Here is a 19,467-nt window from a genome sequence, read left to right on the forward strand (position 1 = left end):
TCGCGTGATCGAATTCCGCGATGTCTCACACTCATTCGACGGTCGTCGAGTGTTGAGTGACGTCTCGGTCGACCTCCCCGAACGACGCATCGGCATCGTGGGCGCCAACGGCAGCGGAAAGTCGACGCTGGCGCGGATGATCAACGCGCTCGTCGTCCCCGACACCGGGACCGTCGTCGTCGATGGCCTCGACGCGTCGAAGGAGAAGCGTCGTGTTCGACGGCGCGTCGGGTTCATCTTCTCCGACCCCGACCGGCAGATCATCATGCCGACGGTGCGTGAGGACATCGAACTCTCGCTGACCAGAACAGATCTGAACAAGGCCGAGCGTCGGGACCGCGCGATGAGCGTGCTCGATCGTTTCGGCCTCGCCGACCACGCCGACCAACCCGCGAGCAGATTGTCCGGCGGGCAGAAGCAACTCCTCGCTCTCGCAGCCGTATTCGTCACCGAACCGGCGATCATCGTCGCCGACGAACCGACGACGCTCCTCGACCTACGCAACAGCCGCATGTTGCGCCGTGTGTTCGCCGACCTCGACGTCCAGCTCGTCGTGGTCACCCACGACCTCGACCTGGTCGACGACTTCGAGCGCATTCTCGTCATCGACGACGGGGTCATCACCGTCGACGATGTGCCCGGCGTCGCACTGCGCGCCTATCGCGAGGCGATGGCATGAATCCGCTCGGCACCTACCGCCCCGGAAACTCGCTGCTGCACAGGGCCTCTCCCGGGGTGAAGTTGCTGGGCCTCGCCGCAGGCATTCTCATCATCACCCTGTGTGTGAGAACCCTTCCGGCCCTCGGCATCGCCGCTGCCGCGGTCGTCGCGGTCTACGCCCTGGCCGGCATCGGTCCTGTCACGGCGTGGCGCCAGTTCCGGCCGACGCTGTGGATTCTGTTGTTCGTCTTCGTGTTTCAGCTCGTCTTCACCGACTGGCGTCGAGCGGTTCTGGTGTGCGGCATCCTCGCGCTCTCGGTACTGCTGGCCGCCGTCGTCAGCCTGACCACCCGCACCACCGACATGCTCGACTCCCTGACGCGCGCCATGTCTCCGCTGAGCAAGCTCGGTGTGCGCACCGACCTCATCGCGATCTCGCTCGCCCTGACCATCCGGACGATTCCGTTGATCGTCGAGATCGCAGGCCAGGTCGACGAGGCGCGCCGCGCACGCGGACTGCGGCCCGGCGCACGAATCCTGGTCGCGCCCATCGTGATCGCCGCGCTGCGGACCGCCGACGGGTTCGCCGAGAGCCTCAGCGCCCGCGGGCTGGACTGATCACACCGCGGTGCTCGGGTTCCGAGCCGCGCAGAAAATTACGCCTCGTGGGTCGCTCGCATGTACCGGTACAGTCGAAGGACCCGAAGGGTGTGGTTTTCTGCGCGCGGCAACCCCGCTGCCGAGCGTGCGGTCAGGAAGGCACAGTCGCCGAGGACACCGGCGTGATCGGCAACCGGAGCGCACCAGGCGCGTCGGCGGGCACCACCGGGTGTGCGGGTGCGATCGGCGCGAGCCGTAGGTAACCACTGCCCTGCTCGGGGCGCTGGTCGACTTCGCCCTTGTTGGGCCACAACGAGATCGCGCGCTCGGCCTGCGCCGAGATGGTCAGCGACGGGTTGACGCCGAGGTTCGCCGAGACCGCAGCACCGTCGGTGACATGCAGCGTCGGATAGCCCCACACACGGTGGTACGCGTCGACGACGCCGTTCGCAGGGTCATCGGAGATGGCACACCCGCCGAGGTAGTGGGCGGTGAGCGGCATGTTCATCACGTCGCCCCACGTGCCACCGGCGAGCCCTCCCGGCAGGATGTCGGCGATGCGTCGAGTTGCCTCGTTGCCCTTGGGAATCCACGTCGGATTCGGCTCACCGTGGCCCTGCTTGCTCGTGACGTAGCGGAACGGCCCGCGCTTGCGAACGAATGTGGTCAGCGAGTTGTCGCTGCTCTGCATCACCAGGGCGATCACGGTGCGCTGACTCCACTTGCGCACGAAGAGAAGTCGCACGAGCAGGAAGGGGTTCCGCGCGATCTCCTTCAGGAACTGCCCGAACCGGTTGCGCCTGCTGCCACCATCGGTCAGCACAGTTTGTAGATACGCAATCGCGTTGCTGCCCTTGCCGTATCGGACGGGCTCGATGTGCGTGTTGGGCTCCGGATGGAACGACGACGTGATCGCCACCCCGTGCGAATAGTCGTGCTGCGGATCGTATTTCGCAGCCATCGCGCCGAGGATCGATTCGGAGTTGGTACGCGTCAACGCGCCCATTGCGTCGGAGATCTTCGGAAGCGTCGTGCCCTTGGCTCGGTGGAGAAGCTTCTGCGTGTTGAACGTTCCGGCCGCGACGATCACCTGATCCGCGGTGAAGGTGCGCTTACCCGCACCGAACGGACCCCACGACGACGAGCCCCTGGTCTCGACCTCCCACGTACCGTCTGCACGCTGCACGAGTCCGTCGACGGTGGTGCGGTCGATGATCGTTGCGCCGTTGCGCTCGGCGAGACCGAGGTAGTTCTTCATCAGGGTGTTCTTCGCGCCCACCCGACACCCGGTCATGCACGCGCCACATTCGGTGCACGCGGTCCGCTCGGGTCCGGCTCCACCGAAGTACGGATCCGGGACGGTCTCGCCCGGCACTCCCGCCAGGCCGGTCTTGGCACCGAAGAACACGCCGACCGGCGTCGAGGTGAAGGTATCGGCCGCGCCCATCTGTTCGGCGACGGTCCGCATCACTCGATCCGATTCGGTCACAGTGGGATTGGTGACGACGCCCAGCATCCGACGAGCCTGCTCGTAATGCGGGGTGAGCTCGGCCTCCCAGTCGGTGATGTGGTTCCATTGGGGGTCGGTGAAGAACGGTGTCGGAGGCTTGTACAGAGTGTTGGCGTAGTTGAGCGAGCCACCGCCGACGCCCGCGCCCGCCATGATCATCACGTCTTTGAGTGCGTGGATGCGCTGAATCCCGTACAGCCCGAGCTTCGGCGCCCACAGCCACTTGTGCAGACGCCAACTCGTCTTGGCGAACTCGTGGTCTTCGAACCGACGTCCGGCTTCGATCACCCCGACGCGGTACCCCTTCTCGACGAGGCGCAGCGCACTGACGCTGCCGCCGAAACCGGAACCGACGATGAGCACGTCGAAGTGAGACTTGTTCTCGCGCTGGTTGAGCTTGTTCTCGCGCTGGTTGAGCTTGTCGAAACCATGGTGGGCTGCCATAGCCAACCATTCTAACGCTCGTTGTCACATGACGTGACGGCGGTCTCACCTGATGGGCAAGTGCGGCCTCACGCGCGGACCGACAGCCCTACCTTCTGGAACTCCTTGAGATCGGAGTAGCCGGCCTTCGCCATCGAACGACGCAGCGCGCCAACGAGATTCAGCTCTCCGAACGGGTCGTCGGACGGTCCGTTGAGCACGGTCTCAAGGCTCGGTCGGCCCTCGTCGGTCGCGACGCGCAGCAGTGCGCCGCGCGGAGTGTCGGGATGTGCTGCGGCCGACGGCCAGTACCAGCCATGCCCTGGGGCTTCGGCTGCTGCGGCCAACGGAGTGCCGAGCACCGCGGCGTCGGCTCCACAGGCGATCGCCTTGGCGAGATCGCCCGAGGTGTGGATGTCGCCGTCGGCGATGACGTGAACGTAGCGTCCACCGGTCTCGTCGAGGTATTCCCGACGTGCCGCCGCGGCGTCGGCGATGGCGGTGGCCATCGGAACGCCGATACCGAGCACCTCCGACGTCGTCGTCGCTCCTTCGGCGGAGCCGTATCCGACGATCACGCCGGCAGCACCGGTCCGCATCAGGTGAAGCGCTGTCCGGTGGTCGTGCACGCCGCCCGCGATCACCGGGATGTCGAGTTCGGCGATGAATGTCTTGAGGTTGAGGGGTTCTTCTTCGCCCCGGACGACGTGCTCGGCGGAGATGATCGTGCCGTGCACGACCAGGATCTCCACTCCGGCTGCCAGGAGAGCAGGCGTCAGTTCCGGCGCGTGTTGCGGGCTCACCCGGACGGCGGTCGTCACGCCTGCGTCGCGCACAAAGCTCACTGCTTCGCCGAGCAGATCGGTATCGATCGGGGCGCGATGCAGTTCCTGCAGAAAGCGCACGGGCGCGGACGGATCGGGATCGTTGAGCGCGATGTCGACGAGTTGCGCGATCTTTTCCTCGACGTCGCGGTGACGCACCCAGAGGCCCTCGCCGTTGATCGCGCCGAGGGAGCCGAGCTTTCCGAGCGTCACCGCCATCTGTGGGGAGACGAGGGCGTCGGTGGGATGGCTCAGGATCGGCGAGTCGAATCGATACGCGTCGATCTGCCAGGCCGTCGACACCTCTTTCGACGAGCGCGTCCGTCGTGATGGGACGATGCTGATGTCGTCGAGTTCGTATGTTCGACGGGCGGTTCTGCCCATGCCGATATCGGTCAGGTCACGCACCGTTGCGCCTCTCTTGGGGTTTGATGGACTGCTATTCGACTGTGCGGCGTCGTGATCGCGACGATCACGACGACGTCAGCGGGAATAGTAGTTCGGCGCCTCGGCGGTCAGTGTGATGTCGTGCGGATGCGATTCCTTGAGGCCCGCCGCGGTGATCTGGACGAACCGTGCACCCTGTAGGTGATCGATGGTCGACGATCCGGTGTACCCCATCGACGCACGAAGCCCGCCGACGAGCTGGTGGACCACCTGGCCGAGTGGCCCGCGGTAGGGCACCCGTCCTTCGATGCCCTCGGGGACCAGCTTCTCCTCGGCGAGCACGTCGTCTTGGAAGTAGCGGTCCTTGGAGTACGACTTGGCCTGTCCACGACCCTGCATGGCGCCGAGCGATCCCATGCCTCGGTAGCTCTTGAACTGCTTACCGTTGACCAGGATCAGGTCGCCGGGAGCCTCGGCCGTGCCTGCGAGGAGCGAACCGAGCATGACGGTCGACGCGCCCGCCGCGAGTGCCTTGGCGATGTCGCCGGAGTACTGCACGCCACCGTCGGCGATGACCGGAACGCCTGCCTTGTTGCAGACGGCGACGGCTTCGAGGATGGCGGTGATCTGCGGGGCACCGACACCTGCGACGACGCGGGTCGTGCAGATCGAGCCGGGACCGACACCGACCTTGACGGCGTCGGCGCCCGCGTCGACGAGCGCCTGCGCGGCCTCACGCGTTGCGACGTTGCCGCCGACGATCTGTACGCGATCGCCGATCTCGGCCTTGAGCTTGGCGACCATCTCGAGCACTAGCCGGTTATGCGCGTGGGCGGTGTCGACGATGATCACATCGGCGCCGGCGTCGGAGAGCGCCATCGCGCGTTCCCACTGCGGGTCGCCGGTTCCCACAGCCGCACCGACGAGCAGTCGACCGTCGGAATCCTTGGTGGCGAGCGGGTGCTGCTCGGTCTTGACGAAGTCTTTCACCGTGATGAGACCGGTGAGCTTGCCGTTGCCGTCGACGATCGGCAGCTTCTCGACCTTGTTGCGACGCAGGAGGCCGAGCGCGGCCTCGGCGGACACGCCCTCTTGGGCGGTGATGAGCGGCGCCTTGGTCATCACTTCGGAGACGGGGCGGTTCTGGTCGACCTCGAAGCGCATGTCGCGGTTGGTGATGATGCCGACGAGTTCGCCGCGATCGTCGACGACCGGCAGGCCGGAGATGCGGTACCGAGCACACATGGCGTCGACCTCGGCGAGGGTGTTACTCGGCGAACAGGTCACCGGATCGGTCACCATGCCCGCCTCGGAGCGCTTGACCGTCTCCACCTGGCCGGCCTGGGCCTCGATCGACAAGTTGCGGTGAAGGACGCCCATGCCGCCCGCGCGCGCCATGGCGATGGCCATGCGCGACTCGGTGACGGTGTCCATCGCCGAACTGACGAGAGGCACGCGGAGCGTGATCTCCTTGGTCACCCGCGTGGATGTGTCGACCTCACTGGGAATCACATCCGATGCCGAGGGCAACAAAAGGACGTCGTCAAACGTCAGTCCGAGCATTGCGACCTTGCCGGGGTCGTCTCCTCCGGTGCGAACCTGCGTCATTCGTCCATTCTATCTGGTAATGGGCCGCCGCTGATTTCGCCCGCAGCGAAGCGATCGCGCCGGGCCGTGGCTGCCCCGCCCCGTTCTGCGCGACGAAGAGCGAGGGCGTCGGCTCGTGGCTGCGCCGCCCCGTTCTGCACGACGACGGGAGGCGAAGTGGCCGCGCCGCCCCGTTCTGGACGACGAGCGAACGAGGAGCGAAGCGACGATGTGAGCGAGGAGGAAGAACGGGGCAGAGGGCGCGGCCACGCAGCCGACCCAGTACTTCTGTGGAGCGATGCGGCAGCCGTGCGCTGCAATCGGTTACGGTGGAGTCGTGCGTGATCATCTCCCACCGGGCCTTCCACCAGACCCGTTCGCCGACGACCCCAGCGATCCGGCTTCGATGCTGGATTCGATGGAGCCTGGCATCCCGTTGGATGAGAGCGAGCGGCTCGCGGTCGAAGAGGATCTGGCCGACCTCGCAGTCTATGAGGCGTTGCTGGCACATCGGGGGATTCGCGGGCTCGTCGTGGTATGCGACGACTGCCAGGAAGACCACTACCACGACTGGGACATGCTGCGCGCCAACCTACTTCAACTGTTGATCGATGGGACCGTGCGGCCGCACGAGCCTGCCGTCGATCCGCGTCCCGATGCCTATGTGACGTGGGACTACTGCCGCGGCTATGCCGACGCGCATCACCATCTCGACAACGAGCGCTGACCGTATCGACCTACGTCGGGGTTTCGAGATCTTCTGCCCATTGTCGCCTGCGACACCACACAACAAGCCACGAGCCCTGCGACTGCGGGACTCGTGGCTTGTGTATTACGGAAGGTCCTACTCCGTCTGACTGACAGCCGATCACTCGACGGTCACTTCAGCTAGAGCGCAACATTCAGCTCGATGGGGGCCAGCTACTCGACGGCCCTTCGTTGGCCGCCGTCGTGGTGGTCGTTGTGGTCGTCGTCGGCGGCTTTGTCGTGGTCGTCGGCGTCTCGCTGGTCGGCGGCGTCGTGTGGGGCGGGGTCGTCTCAGGCTTTGTCTGACTCGTGAGCTGGTCGGTCGGCTGTTGCGGTTGAGACGTTCGCGCCTGCGAGGGGTCAGGGTTTCCGCCGTTCGGTGAGGTCGCCGCGGCACCGCTGCGCGCTGTGGTCCCGGTGTCGGCTCGCAGCCGTCCGATCCACTCGTCCATGTGTGAGCGGGTATCGGAATCCCGGACCGGTCCCATCGAATTCTCCGCCTGGGAGATCAACGATTCGGCGGCAGGAGTGTTGCCCGCGGCGAGTTCCGCCTCGGCCTTCTCGAGGTTCGACCGGACGTCGTATGCAGCTTGCGTTTCCGATGCGGCCTGCGCGAACACGACCTTCTTGACGTTCCACAGCGGGTCGCCGGGTTCGGAACCCTGCGACATCACCGTGAGCCCGGCAGCGGCAACGATCGCAACCGCGGCGGCACCGGCGACAATGCGGAGCGTACGCACGATAGTGCGGGTCCGAGCGCGCGGATGTTCCGCGGCGATGGCGTTCTCGACGTCGGTGACAGTCGGGCCGAGTGGCAGCGGATCGGCGAGCGACTCATGGCGCCACGCGGAGAGCAGTCCCGCGAGCTCGTACTCGGCGTCATCGCGTGTCGGCGTCGGTACATCGTGCGACAGCGCGTCGATGAACGCGTCGTCGAATGCAACCGCGGAGATATCCACGGGTGGTGTGTCGTCGGGAGTCGCCCACTCCCCTGTCGGAAATCTGTACGCACCTGTTCCGGTGTCGTGCATGCCCCCCGACTGCCGCCGACCCGGCACGGAGCGACCACGATGCGACTCATGCTCGTCGTTCATCATGCCCTCCCGCCTTTCTCAGCTGTTCCTTCAACTTGGCCAATGCTCGGTGTTGCGCGACACGGACCGCACCGGGGGTGCTCCCCACGGCTTCTGCGGTCTCTTCAGCAGACAGTCCGACGACCAGACGCAGGATGAGTACTTCGCGTTGCTTCTCCGGAATCAACGCGAGAAGTGCCTTCATCTCTCGGCTGGCGTCGGCGTCGAGTGCGCTCTGCTCCGGTCCCCCAGTGACCTGGACGACCTCGGGGAGCTGCTCAACAGGGTCGGCTTTCACGCGACCGGCGACACGCATGGCGTCAGCCACCTTGTGCGAGGCAATGCCGTACACAAAGGCCATGAACGGTCGCCCCTGGTCCTGATACCGGGGCAGCGCGGTCATGACAGCCATAAGGGCCTCCTGCGCCACGTCGTCAGCGGAGAACAAATGGCGTTCTCCGACACCGATTCGCCCTCGGCAGTAGCGCACGATCGGTTCCTGCACACTTTCGAGGACTGACGTGAGTGCGACCCGGTCGCCCGACGCGGCTGCGCGGACGGCTTCGTCTAACTCAACACCTGTCAGTTTCATCGTCAGTTGAGATTCCCGTGTTACACGTTTGTGTTGCCTGATCAATCGGGTCGTGATGGATCTACGAGCGGCCAGCGAAAGGCATCCCCCGATCCACAAGCATGTCATGCGACGCGGCGATGGCTGCAATCGTCGTATACGACGTGTCGCCAAGGCCCTGCAGCAAAGACAACGATGCCCAGGTCAGCGGCACAAATCCGCCCCCGCGCGCGCGACGCAGACATGCCTGCGCAACTGCAGCAGCGTCGGATGTATCGTTCGCCGACGCTGCGGCGATGAGGTCTGTCTTTATGTGATGGCGCTCATGGTCCGACGACACCGAGGCCATCATTTTTTGGGCCTCACCGATGAGACGACGCGCCTGCTCAGCGTCGCCGGTGTAGATGGCCAGTTCGGCACCGACCCAACGCTCGCGCACGCGGGGGCGAAGATCGGTGACAAACGTCGACCACGCGTCGGCGGCCGCATCGTCGACGTCGCGGCCGCCGAGTAGCTCTCGAGCCCTTGTAAGTAGCCGACCCGACGCCGGGAATCGGAATAGCCCGAGGTTGTCGGCGGCGAGCCCGACGACGGCGTCGTGCGCGGCAACGCGAACCCAGGGATCTGCGGAGCCGAAAGGATCGTCCAGCGCGGCTAGCGCCGCGGCGTCGAACCCCAGGGCGAGGTCATGTCGACCCGACTGTCGGTGCAGCGATGCCGTGGTACTCCACGTCAGGGAGATCACCTCGCAGGCGTCGACCGTTCTGGCGCGCTCACGGAGTCGGTCGAGCATGGTCAGCGCCGCAGCCCCGTCGCCGAGCCCTCCGCGTTCGACGGCCTTCCACCATTGATTTCGCAGCGAATTCAACACAATCCCGTGGTCCACATCACTTCCATTGTCTCCGTTTTCCTGAATTTAACCTGCCGTCACAATCCTTTAATTCGACGCCAACGTCACGTACGCATGATGAGAACATTTCCTCCGTGTTACCCGGCGTTCTTGGTCCCGTAGGCGCCTACGCTCGTACTTCCGCTCGTCCAGAGTGAAATCAATCCGCATCTGCGCAGCTCACGACCCCTTGAGGGGTTCCGATAAGGGTCTCCGCAGGTGGCGGGGTCGGCCTGTGCTAGCCAAGGCCGACCACACAACATTTCGTTAACAACGATGGAATTTTTTGAACGATCTTGTCCTCGAGAGGCACTATTGACGCTGTTTCCGCCGTCCGCCTAGTGTTTGCGATGCACAGCCGATAGCGGCGATGCGCCAGTGTGGTTCCGCCGGTCTCGCGGTCGGTGGAGCAGTGCAGCGGTACCTCGAGAATCAAAGGAGTTCGTGCCATGCCTCAGCCAAATCATCTCCCCGGACCTAATGCCGATATCTGGGATTGGCAAATGCAAGGCCTATGCCGCGGCGTCGACTCCTCGATGTTCTTTCATCCCGATGGTGAGCGGGGACGGGCACGTGCCCAGCGCGAGCGTCGCGCGAAAGAAATGTGCCACCAGTGCCCGGTGATTGCGCATTGCCGTGAGCACGCTCTCGCGGTCGCCGAGCCCTACGGGATCTGGGGCGGACTGTCGGAGTCCGAGCGCAGCATGCTGATGAAGCGCGGCGTCGGACGACGTATCGCGAGCTGACCGAACACTCACACAGCGCAACAGTCCATAGGAACACTCCGCAGGCCATAAGAACGCAGACAAGCCCGGGCCGACCATCGTGGTCGGCCCGGGCTCTTCTTCGTGTCACGTGCGGTCAGACGTCAGACCGCGAGCGCCGATCGGTCAGTGCGCGTGTCCGTGACCGTGATCAGCGGCCGCACCGGCCGGCTCGTCGGCAACTGCGGCCTCGGTGGTCAGCACCATCCGCGACGCCGACGCCGCGTTCACGACCGCAGACCTCGTCACCTTGACCGGATCGATGATGCCGTCTGCGAGCAGGTCACCGTACGAGAGCGTCGCGGCGTTGAAGCCGTGACCGGTCTCCTGGCGTGCGACCTTGTCGACCACCACGGCACCGTCGACGCCCGCGTTGCTGGCGATCCAGTACAGCGGCGACCGCACGGCGTCGCGAACGACCCGCACACCCAGCGCCTCGTCCTGGCCGAGTCCCTCTGCGAGAGAGTCGAGGACCTTCGACGCCTGCACGAGCGCAGACCCACCACCGGGGATGATGCCCTCCTCGACAGCGGCCTTGGCTGCGGCGACCGCATCCTCGACGCGGTGCTTGCGCTCCTTGAGTGCTGTCTCGGTCGGCGCGCCGACGCGGATCACGGCGATGCCACCGGAGAGCTTCGCCAACCGCTCGGCGAGCTTCTCGCGATCCCAGTCGGAGTCGCTGTTGTCGATCTCGCGTCGGATCTGGTCGGCACGTGCGGCAACGGCCTCCTTCGAACCGCCACCCTCGACGAGGGTGGTGGTGTCCTTGGTGACGACAGCGCGACGCACAGTGCCGAGCTGATCAAGCTCGGTCGTCGACAGCGAGAGTCCGATGTCGGTCGAGATCACGGTGCCACCGGTGACGACTGCGAGGTCGTCGAGGAACGCCTTGCGACGATCACCGAAGAACGGTGCCTTGACCGCGACGGCCTTGATGGTCTTGCGGATCGAGTTGACCACCAGCGTCGAGAGCGGCTCGCCCTCAACGTCCTCGGCGACGATCAGAAGCGACTTACCCGACTGCGCGACCTTCTCCAGCAGCGGGAGGAAATCGGGCAGTGAGCTGATCTTGTCGCGGTAGAGGAGCACGAGAGCGTCCTCGAGCACCGCTTCCTGGAGGTCGGGGTCGGTGATGAAATACGGCGAGAGGTAGCCCTTGTCGAACTGCACTCCCTCGGTGACCACCAGTTCGGTGTGTAGTCCCGAGCCTTCTTCGATGGTGACGACGCCGTCGGTGCCGACCGTCGTCATCGCCTTGGCGACCATCTCGCCGATCTCGGGGTCGCGCGAACTGACGGTGGCGATCTGCGCGATGGCCTTCTCGCCCTCGACAGGCGTCGCCACGCGCACCAGTTCGTCGCCGATCGCGTCGGCAGCCTTGGAGATACCCGCGCCGAGCGCCACCGGGCTCGCGCCAGCTGCGACGTTGCGCAGACCTTCGCTGACGATCGCCTGCGCGAGAACCGTCGCGGTGGTCGTGCCGTCGCCCGCCACGTCGTTTGTCTTGGTGGCGACCGACTTCACCAACTGAGCACCCATGTTTTCAAACGGGTCCTCGAGTTCGATGTCGCGCGCGATCGTCACGCCGTCGTTGGTGACCGACGGTCCGCCGAACGCCTTGGACAGCACCACATGTCGCCCGCGCGGGCCGAGTGTCACCTTGACCGTGTCAGCGAGCTGATCGATACCGCGCTCGAGTGAGCGGCGGGCCTTCTCGTCGAATTCGATCTGTTTGGCCATGATTTCCTTCTTGAGTGCCTTCTATTGGGAAATGAATGGGGGCACAACGTAGTCCGCCCCGGGGTCTGCGTACAGACCCCGGGGCGGAACGACCACACGTTGGTCCGTGGGGTCTTACTTGCCGATCACCGCGAGCACGTCGCGGGACGAGAGGATCAGGTACTCCTCGCCGGCATACTTGATTTCGGTGCCGCCGTACTTGCTGTAGATGACGGTGTCGCCTTCTTTGACGTCGACAGGGACGCGGTTGCCCTGCTCGGTGACACGCCCTTCGCCGACGGCGATGACGGTGCCCTCCTGGGGCTTCTCCTTGGCGGTGTCCGGGATGACCAGACCGGATGCGGTGGTCGTCTCGGCCTCCACAGCCTGCACCAGGATCTTGTCCTCAAGCGGCTTGATGTTCACGCTCGCCACGATGTGAGTCCTCAACTTTCTCATCTGAGAAACGATGTATGTGTTTGCGGGCCCTGCACGAAACCTCGTCGTCGCGGGTGGCCGAGGTTCACTTTCAGTGCCTACTGGCACTCTATACGTGAGAGTGCCAGCACTCAAGGGGCACGGGTGCAAACGTCGCTCCCCTGACTTGGCTCACGCACTGACCGGGAGGCGTCGCGACCACCACGATGCCACGAGCGCTCCGAACAATCCGACGACCGCGAGCGCACTGACCACCCAGATCGCCGTTGACATACCGCCCAGCAACTGACCGTGCTGCTGGGTGACGCCCGAACTTGCCAGAATGGCGGTGATGATCGCGAGCATCACCGCGCCGCCGACTTGAACGCTGGTGTTGACCAGGCCGGAGGCCAGGCCCTGCTCGTGGTCGGCGACGCCCGCGGTGCCCTGCGAGTTGATCGACGGGAAGGTCAGAGCAAACCCGACGCCCAACAGAATGATGGTCGGCAACAGGAACTCGGCGTAGGACATGCCCGGCTGGACACGGGAGAACCACAGGTAGCCACCGAGGAACGACGCGAAACCAGCGACAAGCAGAAGTGGAGTCGGAACCCTGTCGAGGACGCGATCCATCCGTGTCGCGCTCGCGACGACGATCACGCCTGCCGGCAGAAAGGCGAGCGCCATTCCCAGCGGCGACCAACCCAACGAGTCCTGCAGATACAGCGTCACGACGAACTGGAACGCGACGTAGCCGCCGAACATCAGCGCACCGGAGAGGTTCGCATGGACCAGCAACGCCGACCTCAGAATTCCGGGACGCACCAGCGGGTGTCGGTGGCGGAACTCAACGGCGACGAACGCGACGCCCAGGATTGCCGACGCGGCGAAACTCGCGATCGTGACGGGCGCGGTCCACCCGACCTCGGGAGCGCGCACGACCGCGAAGACGAGCAACAGCAGTGCACCGGTGCTCGTGAGAGCGCCCAATGCGTCGAACTGTCGCCAGTGCATGGGTGTGCGAGGCGCTGTCGGGATCACGCGCAGCCCCGCGAAGAGCAACGCAAGCGCGACAGGTCCCGGGAACAGAAGCGTTGCGCGCCAGGAGAGTTCGGTCAGCAGTCCACCGAAGACCAGACCGAGCGAGAAGCCACTCGCTCCGCACACGGTGTAGATACTGAAAGCCTTGTTGCGAGCGGGCCCCTCGGCGAACGTCGTCGTGATGATCGACAGGCCCGCGGGCACGGTGAACGCGGCGGCGATCCCCTTGATGAAGCGCAGAGCGATGATGACCGCATTGACGTCGACGACGGCGCTCGCGACAGAGGCGACGCCGAACACCCCCAGGGCCACCAGGAACACCCTGCGGCGGCCGAACAGATCACTTGCACGCCCGCCCAGCAACAGCAGACCGCCGTAGCCCAGCACATATCCGCTCACGATCCACTGCAACTGCGACTGACCCATGTGGAGGTCTTCGCCGATCGACGGCAGTGCGACACCGACCATCGAGATGTCGAGGCCGTCGAGGAAGAGCGCTCCCGCCAGAACCACAAGGAGCAGCCATACCCTTCCGGTCCACCCCGTCGCGGAAGTGATGTGGAGAGCGGTGATGTGCAGGTTCGACGATGGCTCGGGCGCCGCCCGATCGGTGTCGTGTGCCCGATCGTCGACGCTCGACGAATCGGACCGGTGCGCGATGACCACGTCTCGTGTGTTGTGTGCCATGCGAGCAACTATATGCACATGCATTCAATGCGTATACATTAATTGTCATCACATCTTTTGTCCGAGCATATATTGCAGTTGCAGGGTAGGATGCGGGGCATGACCAAGGCGGTGACTTCTCAGGACCAGTTGGCTGCCGCGTGGCGGGATCTGTCGATCCGATACAACAAGGTCCTGTGCAGTCTCGACCGTGAGCTGCAGGCCAAGCACGGCCTGTCATCGAGCGAGTTCGAGGTGCTCGAGTTGCTCGCAGAGTCCGACGACCATCAAGCGCGGATGAGCGAGCTCGCAGGCGGAGTGCATCTGAGCCAGAGCGCTCTCTCCCGGGTCGTCGGAAGACTGGAGAAGGACGGGCTGGTCGTCCGCACGATGTGCGCCTCGGACCGACGCTCGGTTTTCGCCACTCTGACCGCCTCCGGCGAACAGCGATATGCGCAGGCACGCCCGACGCAGCGCGAGACTCTCGCGTCGCTCACGGACGGGTGCCCGCAACTGTTACGCGAGGGCTGATCAGCGCTCTTGCGACACCTGCACACTCAGCCCCGGATCGGTGGCAACCGTCAGCGGTGAGGGTTGCGCGCCACCCGCGATGACGTGCGCTCCCAGCGTGGCGATCATGACGCCGTTGTCTGTGCACAGGCGAGGCTTGGGCACGCGCAGCGTGATTCCGGCTGCGGCACAACGTTCTTGCGCCAGCGACCGAATCCGAGAGTTGGCGGTCGCGCCGCCGCCGAGCACCAGGGTATCGACGCCGAGATCCGTGCACGCGCGAACTGCCTTGAGCGTCAACACGTCTGCCACGGCTTCCTGAAACGATGCCGCGATATCGGCGACCGGGACGTCGACGCCATCGCGACGGCATTTCTCCACGTACCGAGCGACCGCGGTCTTGACGCCGGAGAAGGAGAAGTCATAGCGCGAATCGCGCGGCCCGGTCATGCCACGTGGGAACTCGATCGCGTGCGGATCTCCCTGCGCCGCAGCCTTGTCCAGTGCCGGACCGCCCGGGAAGCCGAGGTCGAGCAGACGCGCCACCTTGTCGAAGGCTTCGCCGGCGGCATCATCGACGGTGGTGCCGAGTTCGACGATGGGGTCGGCGAGATCGGTGACGTGCAGGAGATGGGTGTGGCCACCCGAGACGAGTAGTGCGACGCATTCGGGCATCGGCCCGTGTTCGAGTGTGTCGACGGCGACGTGCCCGCCGAGATGATTCATCGCATACAGCGGTACGTCCCACGCCAGCGAATACGCCTTGGCCGCAGCAACTCCGACGAGCAGCGCGCCTGCGAGGCCCGGCCCGATGGTGACGGCGATGGCGTCTGGCTTTTCGATCCCGGCAGCCTCACGCGCTCGCTGCATGGCAGGCACGATCGCTTCCAGGTGCGCACGCGAGGCGATCTCGGGCACCACTCCCCCGAAGCGTGCGTGCTCGTCGACACTCGAGGCCACCTCGTCGGCAAGCAGCGTCACCTCGCCGGGCCCGTCACCCTCACCCGGCGTCCACTCGACGATCCCGACTCCGGTTTCGTCACACGAACTCTCCACACCCATCACGATCATGTGGGATCACCTCCACGCCCCGACACCGAGGGACGCGCCATCGTGTAGGCGTCGGCACCGGAGGGCTGATAGTAGTTGCGGCGCACTCCACGTCGGACAAAGCCATTGCGTTCATACAGCGCGATCGCCGTGTCGTTGTCGGTCCTGACCTCGAGGTAGACCGGGGCATCCGCGGCGTCGGCGACGTCGAGCATCACGTCGAGCAGTGCGCGTCCGTAGCCGAGTCCGCGATGGCTCGGCGCGACGGCGATGGTGTGGATCTCACACTCGAAGTTTCCCTCACCGCCCAGCGTCGAGATGCCCGCGTATCCGACGACGTCGCCACCTGGCGTCTCGCGCGCCGCGAAGTACCGGTTGTACGGCGCGTTGAGCTCGGCACGGAATGCGGTTGCCGGCCAGGGCGAATCGCCGACGAACATCTCACGCTCGAGCATCGCGCACCGTGGGATGTCCGAATAGTCGAGGCGATCGATCAACAGTTTGTGAGTGGTCACTTCGGAGTCACCGCCTTGGCGCGCTCGTCTTTTCGTTCGACGGCATCCGGGCGGCGGAGATAGAGCGGGACGAGCGGTCCCGGCGCCACGCCCGCCACGACGTCGCTCGCACTTGCCAGGAGCAGGCCGCGCACCGTTGGGGTACTCACCAGCGACGGCTCTCCCCGCCACCCGCACAGTTCGAGATGGCTCGGCGAGCCTGCTGCCACGTCGACCGGTTGCGCCGCAAGCGATTCAGCGACCACCGTGGGTGCCGACACATCGGGACCGCTGATCCGCGCACCGTCGCGGTAGCGCGCCCAGTAGACCTCGCGGCGTCGTGCGTCGGTCACCACAGCCATCGACGATCCGGCCGGAAAGTGTTGCGCGGCGTCGGCGGCTATCGCGTCGAGCGAGCAGACCCCGTACACCGGAAGACCGAGCGCGTCGCCGAATCCGGCACCCGTCGCCATACCGACCCGGAGACCCGTGAAAGGTCCTGGGCCACAACCGACCACGACAGCGTCGAGTCCGTCGCGGCGCACGCCTGCCTCGTCGAGCGCCTCCGACATCAGCGTCGTCAGCACTTCCGCGTGCCTCCGGTGGTCGGCAGTCGCACGGTCGGCGAGAACCCGTGCGCCGTTCCCGTCGACCGTCCCGACACCGGTCACCACCACATCGGTCGCGGTGTCGATGACGAGCACCGTCATCTCATCCATCTATCCAACTCCATTGTGCGTGACGGACATCGGTGTCGGGATCGCGCCGCAAGCGCACCAGCAGGTGCCGGTCGGCGAGACGCTCCGCGACGCCCTCGCCCCATTCGACGACGACCACCGCGTCCGTGAGATCGGTGTCGAGGTCGAGCGCGTCGAGTTCGTCGAGCCCTCCGAGGCGGTATGCGTCGACGTGCACCATCCCGGGACGGTCGGGCGACCCTGGTTTGTGCTCGCGAGCGATGATGAAGGTCGGCGACGACACCCGACCAACCACATCGAGACCCGCGGCGATACCGCGTGCCAGTGCCGTCTTACCCGCCCCGAGCGGCCCGTCGAGGATGACGACGTCACCCGCCGAGAGGCCCTGTGCGAGTTCGGCTCCCAATGCCTCGGTGTCGGCGACATCGGGCAGCTCACGAGTCTGGACACTGCCGGCGTCGCTCATCGTCGCCTGCCCAACAACGGGATTCGACGACGACGCGGCTGCGGGCGTGCTGCCCGCGACCGTTCGACGAGGTCGGCGATGGCGTCGGTCACCCGGTCGGGCTGCTCCATCAGGACCATGTGGCCCGCGCCGTCGACGATGTCGAGTCGGGAGTCGTCGCCGAGGTCGCCGAACATGTGCAACGAGTTGGGCAGCGGTGTCATCTGGTCGGCGGTCCCACAGACGACTGCCGTCGGGACCGCGGCGATGACGGGCAGGCCCATCGATTCGTCGTGATGCTCCAGCGCATTCAGGAAACTCACGACGGTGGAGATCGGCGTGTTCTGGATCATCTTCTCCACGGCCCGTCCGAGCGCGGGGCTGTGGAAGTCGGGCCCGAAACTCGCGGAAAAGAGAACCGGCTCGAGGACCAGCCTGGTGAGATCGCGACCGGCTTGGATCACGCGCGGGGTGTGACGAACCGTGGCGCGGAACGCGTCGACGAGTGGGTTGCGCAACCCGCGCGCGAGCCCCGCCTCGGTCAGTCCACGTGCGGCAGTGGCGACGAGCGCGACGCCTGCCACGGGACCATCGGGGCCGAAGAGCTCCGAGTGGCGTCGGGCGAGCGCCATGATCGACATGCCACCCATCGAATGTCCGCACAGCACAACAGGTCCCGACGGCGCGACGGTCCGCATCACGGCGGCGACGTCGTCGGAGAGCTGCGCGATCGTGCAGGTGTCGGGGGGTGCGGCGTCGGACTTCCCGTGTCCGCGATGGTCGAAGAACACCAACCGGATTCGCCGTTGTGCCCAGTGCTCGGCGAGGTCGAATCGCTGAAAGTGCCACGACGCCATACGAAGACTGAAGCCGTGCACGAACAGCACTGTCAGCTCCGGCTTCTCACCGGGTGCGATGCCCCCGAGGTCGACGGTGCGCACCGCGAGCGCCAGCCCGTCGTCGGTGGTCACCGTCGACGGCTCGTCGGAGTAGATGGCGGTGAAATCGATTCCGGCGTAGGGATCGTCGAGTGAGTCGACACGACGGCGTGACAACGCACGCCCTGCACCGGCTGCGGCCAATCCGCCGAGCGCTCCCAGACCCCCGAGACCCGCCACGAGGCCCAGCCGTTCGTACGGCTTCACCGCTGCTCCGCGCTGTCGTCCGAGGCTGCGCCACCGACGTACTGTCGATGCGCGCGAGCGCCGATGCCGGTGATGATCTCGTAGTCGATGGTGCCGATCTGATCGGCCCAGTCACGCGCGATGGGAGCGCCACCCGTTCCGGCGCCGAACAATTCGACGACATCGCCCTCGGCGACCCCACCGCCGTCGGGTCCGAGGTCGATGACGAACTGATCCATACACACTCGACCGACCTGCGGGAAGCCCCGACCGTTGACCTGCACGTGCATCTGGTTGGACAGCAATCTCGGCACACCGTCCGCGTAGCCCGCGGGAACGACAGCGATCACCGTGTCGCGATCCGACGTCCAATGATGGTTGTACGAAACACCCTGCCCCGCAGCAAGATTCTTGACGAGAGCAACCTCGGCGCGCAGCGTCATCGCCGGCACCAACCCGAAGTCGCCGCGCTCGGGAATCGGAGTGCATCCGTAGAGCGCAATGCCTGGCCGAACGAGGTCACGTGCCAGGTCCGGACGTGTCAGTGCGGCAGGCGAATTGGCGATGTGCATCACCTCCGCGGGACTTCCGAGCCGCACGAGATCGGCGGCAGCGGCGTCGAGGCGTTCGGCCTGCTGCGAGTTCAGCGGATGCTCGGGTTCGTCGCCGCGTACGAGATGACACATGATCGCCCGAACCCGTACGGCCCCGTCGGCCTTCGCTTTGGCGAGATCGTCGGCGAAGTCGGCCCATTCGTCTGCGGCGACGCCGCTGCGGTTGAGACCGGTGTCGACCTTGGCGGTCACGGTGGCAGTTCGTCCCAGACGTCGCGCGGCGTCGGCAACCAGGGCGAGTTGACGCCGCGACGACAGCGCGACGTCGATGTCAGCGCCGATCGCGGCGTCGAACGGTGCGTGGTTGGTGTGCAGCCACGCCGTGATGTGCGCGTCGATGCCCGCCTCGCGCAGTGCCAGCGCCTCGCCGATGTGGGCGACCCCGAGTTCGGCGGCACCCGCTGCCAGCGCGGCGCGCGCCACGGGCACGGCACCGTGGCCGTAGCCATTTGCTTTCACCACGGCGATCACGTCCGTACCGGCCGCCGCGCGGACAACACCCACGTTGTGGGCGATCGCGTCGAGGTCGATGAACGCCGTCAGCGCTGCGGGCAGGCTGGTCTCGGCAGCCCCCGGCGCATCGGGCATCGAGTCATATGAGGTCATCGCGTCCATTGTCCCAGATCCGACGGAGTGGTCGGCGGCACACTCGAG

20 protein-coding genes are annotated in these 19,467 nt (G+C 65.7%); 5 read left to right on the forward strand and 15 right to left on the reverse strand.

The features are described from left to right. Nucleotides 1-4: 4 nt before the first annotated feature. Together GOSPT_RS18130 and GOSPT_RS18135 are read left to right on the forward strand one after the other, a co-directional pair. A complete protein-coding gene (locus GOSPT_RS18130) occupies nt 5-679 on the forward strand; it encodes an energy-coupling factor ABC transporter ATP-binding protein (RefSeq protein WP_039856616.1) in 675 nt (224 codons plus the stop codon). Next, nucleotides 676-1,278, forward strand: a complete 603-nt coding sequence (locus GOSPT_RS18135; RefSeq protein WP_005207918.1) for an energy-coupling factor transporter transmembrane component T family protein — start codon at nt 676-678, stop codon at nt 1,276-1,278. Before GOSPT_RS18130 ends, GOSPT_RS18135 begins: the two co-directional genes overlap by 4 nt. A 133-nt stretch (nt 1,279-1,411) precedes the next feature. Here GOSPT_RS18135 and GOSPT_RS18140 read toward each other — a convergent pair whose 3' ends face one another. The 3 genes from GOSPT_RS18140 to guaB all read right to left on the reverse strand — a co-directional run bounded on the left by GOSPT_RS18140 (nt 1,412) and on the right by guaB (nt 6,012). Beyond that, nucleotides 1,412-3,214 (reverse strand): FAD-dependent oxidoreductase, encoded by a 1,803-nt coding sequence (locus GOSPT_RS18140; RefSeq protein WP_005207919.1) that lies wholly within the window; start codon nt 3,212-3,214, stop codon nt 1,412-1,414. A 68-nt stretch (nt 3,215-3,282) separates the two neighbouring features. Beyond that, nucleotides 3,283-4,425, reverse strand: coding sequence for a GuaB3 family IMP dehydrogenase-related protein (locus GOSPT_RS18145; protein WP_005207920.1), 1,143 nt, complete (start codon nt 4,423-4,425; stop codon nt 3,283-3,285). 75 nt (nt 4,426-4,500) lie between these two features. Then, the gene (gene guaB, locus GOSPT_RS18150; protein WP_005207921.1) at nt 4,501-6,012 is read right to left on the reverse strand and encodes an IMP dehydrogenase; all 1,512 of its coding nucleotides are present in this window, start codon (nt 6,010-6,012) and stop codon (nt 4,501-4,503) included. Between the two features lie 316 nt (nt 6,013-6,328). Here guaB and GOSPT_RS18155 point away from each other — a divergent pair, with 316 nt between their 5' ends. Beyond that, nucleotides 6,329-6,718 (forward strand): DUF5319 domain-containing protein, encoded by a 390-nt coding sequence (locus GOSPT_RS18155; RefSeq protein ID WP_039856619.1) that lies wholly within the window; start codon nt 6,329-6,331, stop codon nt 6,716-6,718. Nucleotides 6,719-6,893: 175 nt separating this feature from the next. On the opposite strand, the gene GOSPT_RS18160 is transcribed toward GOSPT_RS18155, so the two are convergent. The 3 genes from GOSPT_RS18160 to GOSPT_RS18170 all read right to left on the reverse strand — a co-directional run bounded on the left by GOSPT_RS18160 (nt 6,894) and on the right by GOSPT_RS18170 (nt 9,268). Further along, nucleotides 6,894-7,832, reverse strand: coding sequence for an anti-sigma-D factor RsdA (locus GOSPT_RS18160; RefSeq protein ID WP_082933739.1), 939 nt, complete (start codon nt 7,830-7,832; stop codon nt 6,894-6,896). Then, nucleotides 7,816-8,403: a sigma-70 family RNA polymerase sigma factor gene (locus GOSPT_RS18165; protein WP_005207924.1), complete on the reverse strand. Its 588-nt coding sequence runs from the start codon at nt 8,401-8,403 to the stop codon at nt 7,816-7,818. Before GOSPT_RS18165 ends, GOSPT_RS18160 begins: the two co-directional genes overlap by 17 nt. Before the next feature lie 61 nt (nt 8,404-8,464). After that, entirely contained in the window at nt 8,465-9,268 is an 804-nt protein-coding gene (locus tag GOSPT_RS18170; RefSeq protein WP_005207925.1) for a hypothetical protein, read from the reverse strand. Between the two features lie 452 nt (nt 9,269-9,720). Between GOSPT_RS18170 and GOSPT_RS18175 the strand changes: the two genes are divergently transcribed. Continuing rightward, the gene (locus tag GOSPT_RS18175; RefSeq protein WP_005174148.1) at nt 9,721-10,017 is read left to right on the forward strand and encodes a WhiB family transcriptional regulator; all 297 of its coding nucleotides are present in this window, start codon (nt 9,721-9,723) and stop codon (nt 10,015-10,017) included. Nucleotides 10,018-10,161: 144 nt separating this feature from the next. On the opposite strand, the gene groL is transcribed toward GOSPT_RS18175, so the two are convergent. From groL to GOSPT_RS18190, 3 genes are all read right to left on the reverse strand, one after another. Further along, complete coding sequence (gene groL / locus GOSPT_RS18180) at nt 10,162-11,775, reverse strand: chaperonin GroEL (protein ID WP_005207926.1); 1,614 nt, start codon at nt 11,773-11,775, stop codon at nt 10,162-10,164. A 114-nt stretch (nt 11,776-11,889) separates the two neighbouring features. Further along, on the reverse strand, nt 11,890-12,189 hold the full coding sequence (gene groES / locus GOSPT_RS18185; RefSeq protein WP_005174150.1) for a co-chaperone GroES: 300 nt from the start codon (nt 12,187-12,189) through the stop codon (nt 11,890-11,892). Nucleotides 12,190-12,363: 174 nt separating this feature from the next. Next, on the reverse strand, nt 12,364-13,899 hold the full coding sequence (locus tag GOSPT_RS18190; RefSeq protein ID WP_005207927.1) for an MFS transporter: 1,536 nt from the start codon (nt 13,897-13,899) through the stop codon (nt 12,364-12,366). A gap of 99 nt (nt 13,900-13,998) precedes the next feature. On the opposite strand from GOSPT_RS18190, the gene GOSPT_RS18195 reads away from it, so the two are divergent. Continuing rightward, nucleotides 13,999-14,409, forward strand: a complete 411-nt coding sequence (locus GOSPT_RS18195; RefSeq protein ID WP_005207928.1) for a MarR family winged helix-turn-helix transcriptional regulator — start codon at nt 13,999-14,001, stop codon at nt 14,407-14,409. Here GOSPT_RS18195 and tsaD read toward each other — a convergent pair whose 3' ends face one another. Genes tsaD through alr form a run of 6 tightly spaced genes read right to left on the reverse strand, consistent with a single transcriptional unit; the run spans nt 14,410 to nt 19,419 of the window. Then, nucleotides 14,410-15,459, reverse strand: coding sequence for a tRNA (adenosine(37)-N6)-threonylcarbamoyltransferase complex transferase subunit TsaD (gene tsaD / locus GOSPT_RS18200; protein WP_005207929.1), 1,050 nt, complete (start codon nt 15,457-15,459; stop codon nt 14,410-14,412). Next, nucleotides 15,456-15,953 (reverse strand): ribosomal protein S18-alanine N-acetyltransferase, encoded by a 498-nt coding sequence (rimI, locus tag GOSPT_RS18205; RefSeq protein WP_005207930.1) that lies wholly within the window; start codon nt 15,951-15,953, stop codon nt 15,456-15,458. The genes tsaD and rimI overlap by 4 nt, the downstream gene beginning before the upstream one ends. Then, on the reverse strand, nt 15,950-16,651 hold the full coding sequence (gene tsaB / locus GOSPT_RS18210; protein WP_005207931.1) for a tRNA (adenosine(37)-N6)-threonylcarbamoyltransferase complex dimerization subunit type 1 TsaB: 702 nt from the start codon (nt 16,649-16,651) through the stop codon (nt 15,950-15,952). Before tsaB ends, rimI begins: the two co-directional genes overlap by 4 nt. Beyond that, nucleotides 16,644-17,096 carry a tRNA (adenosine(37)-N6)-threonylcarbamoyltransferase complex ATPase subunit type 1 TsaE gene (gene tsaE, locus GOSPT_RS18215; protein WP_005207932.1) on the reverse strand — a complete coding sequence of 151 codons (453 nt, stop codon included), beginning with the start codon at nt 17,094-17,096 and terminating at the stop codon, nt 16,644-16,646. Before tsaE ends, tsaB begins: the two co-directional genes overlap by 8 nt. After that, nucleotides 17,093-18,220: an alpha/beta fold hydrolase gene (locus GOSPT_RS18220; protein ID WP_005207933.1), complete on the reverse strand. Its 1,128-nt coding sequence runs from the start codon at nt 18,218-18,220 to the stop codon at nt 17,093-17,095. Before GOSPT_RS18220 ends, tsaE begins: the two co-directional genes overlap by 4 nt. Next, nucleotides 18,217-19,419: an alanine racemase gene (gene alr, locus GOSPT_RS18225; protein WP_082946550.1), complete on the reverse strand. Its 1,203-nt coding sequence runs from the start codon at nt 19,417-19,419 to the stop codon at nt 18,217-18,219. The genes GOSPT_RS18220 and alr overlap by 4 nt, the downstream gene beginning before the upstream one ends. Nucleotides 19,420-19,467 lie beyond the last annotated feature (48 nt).

The sequence above is a fragment of the Gordonia sputi NBRC 100414 genome, from assembly GCF_000248055.1.
In the GTDB taxonomy this organism is placed as follows: Bacteria; Actinomycetota; Actinomycetes; order Mycobacteriales; family Mycobacteriaceae; genus Gordonia; species Gordonia sputi.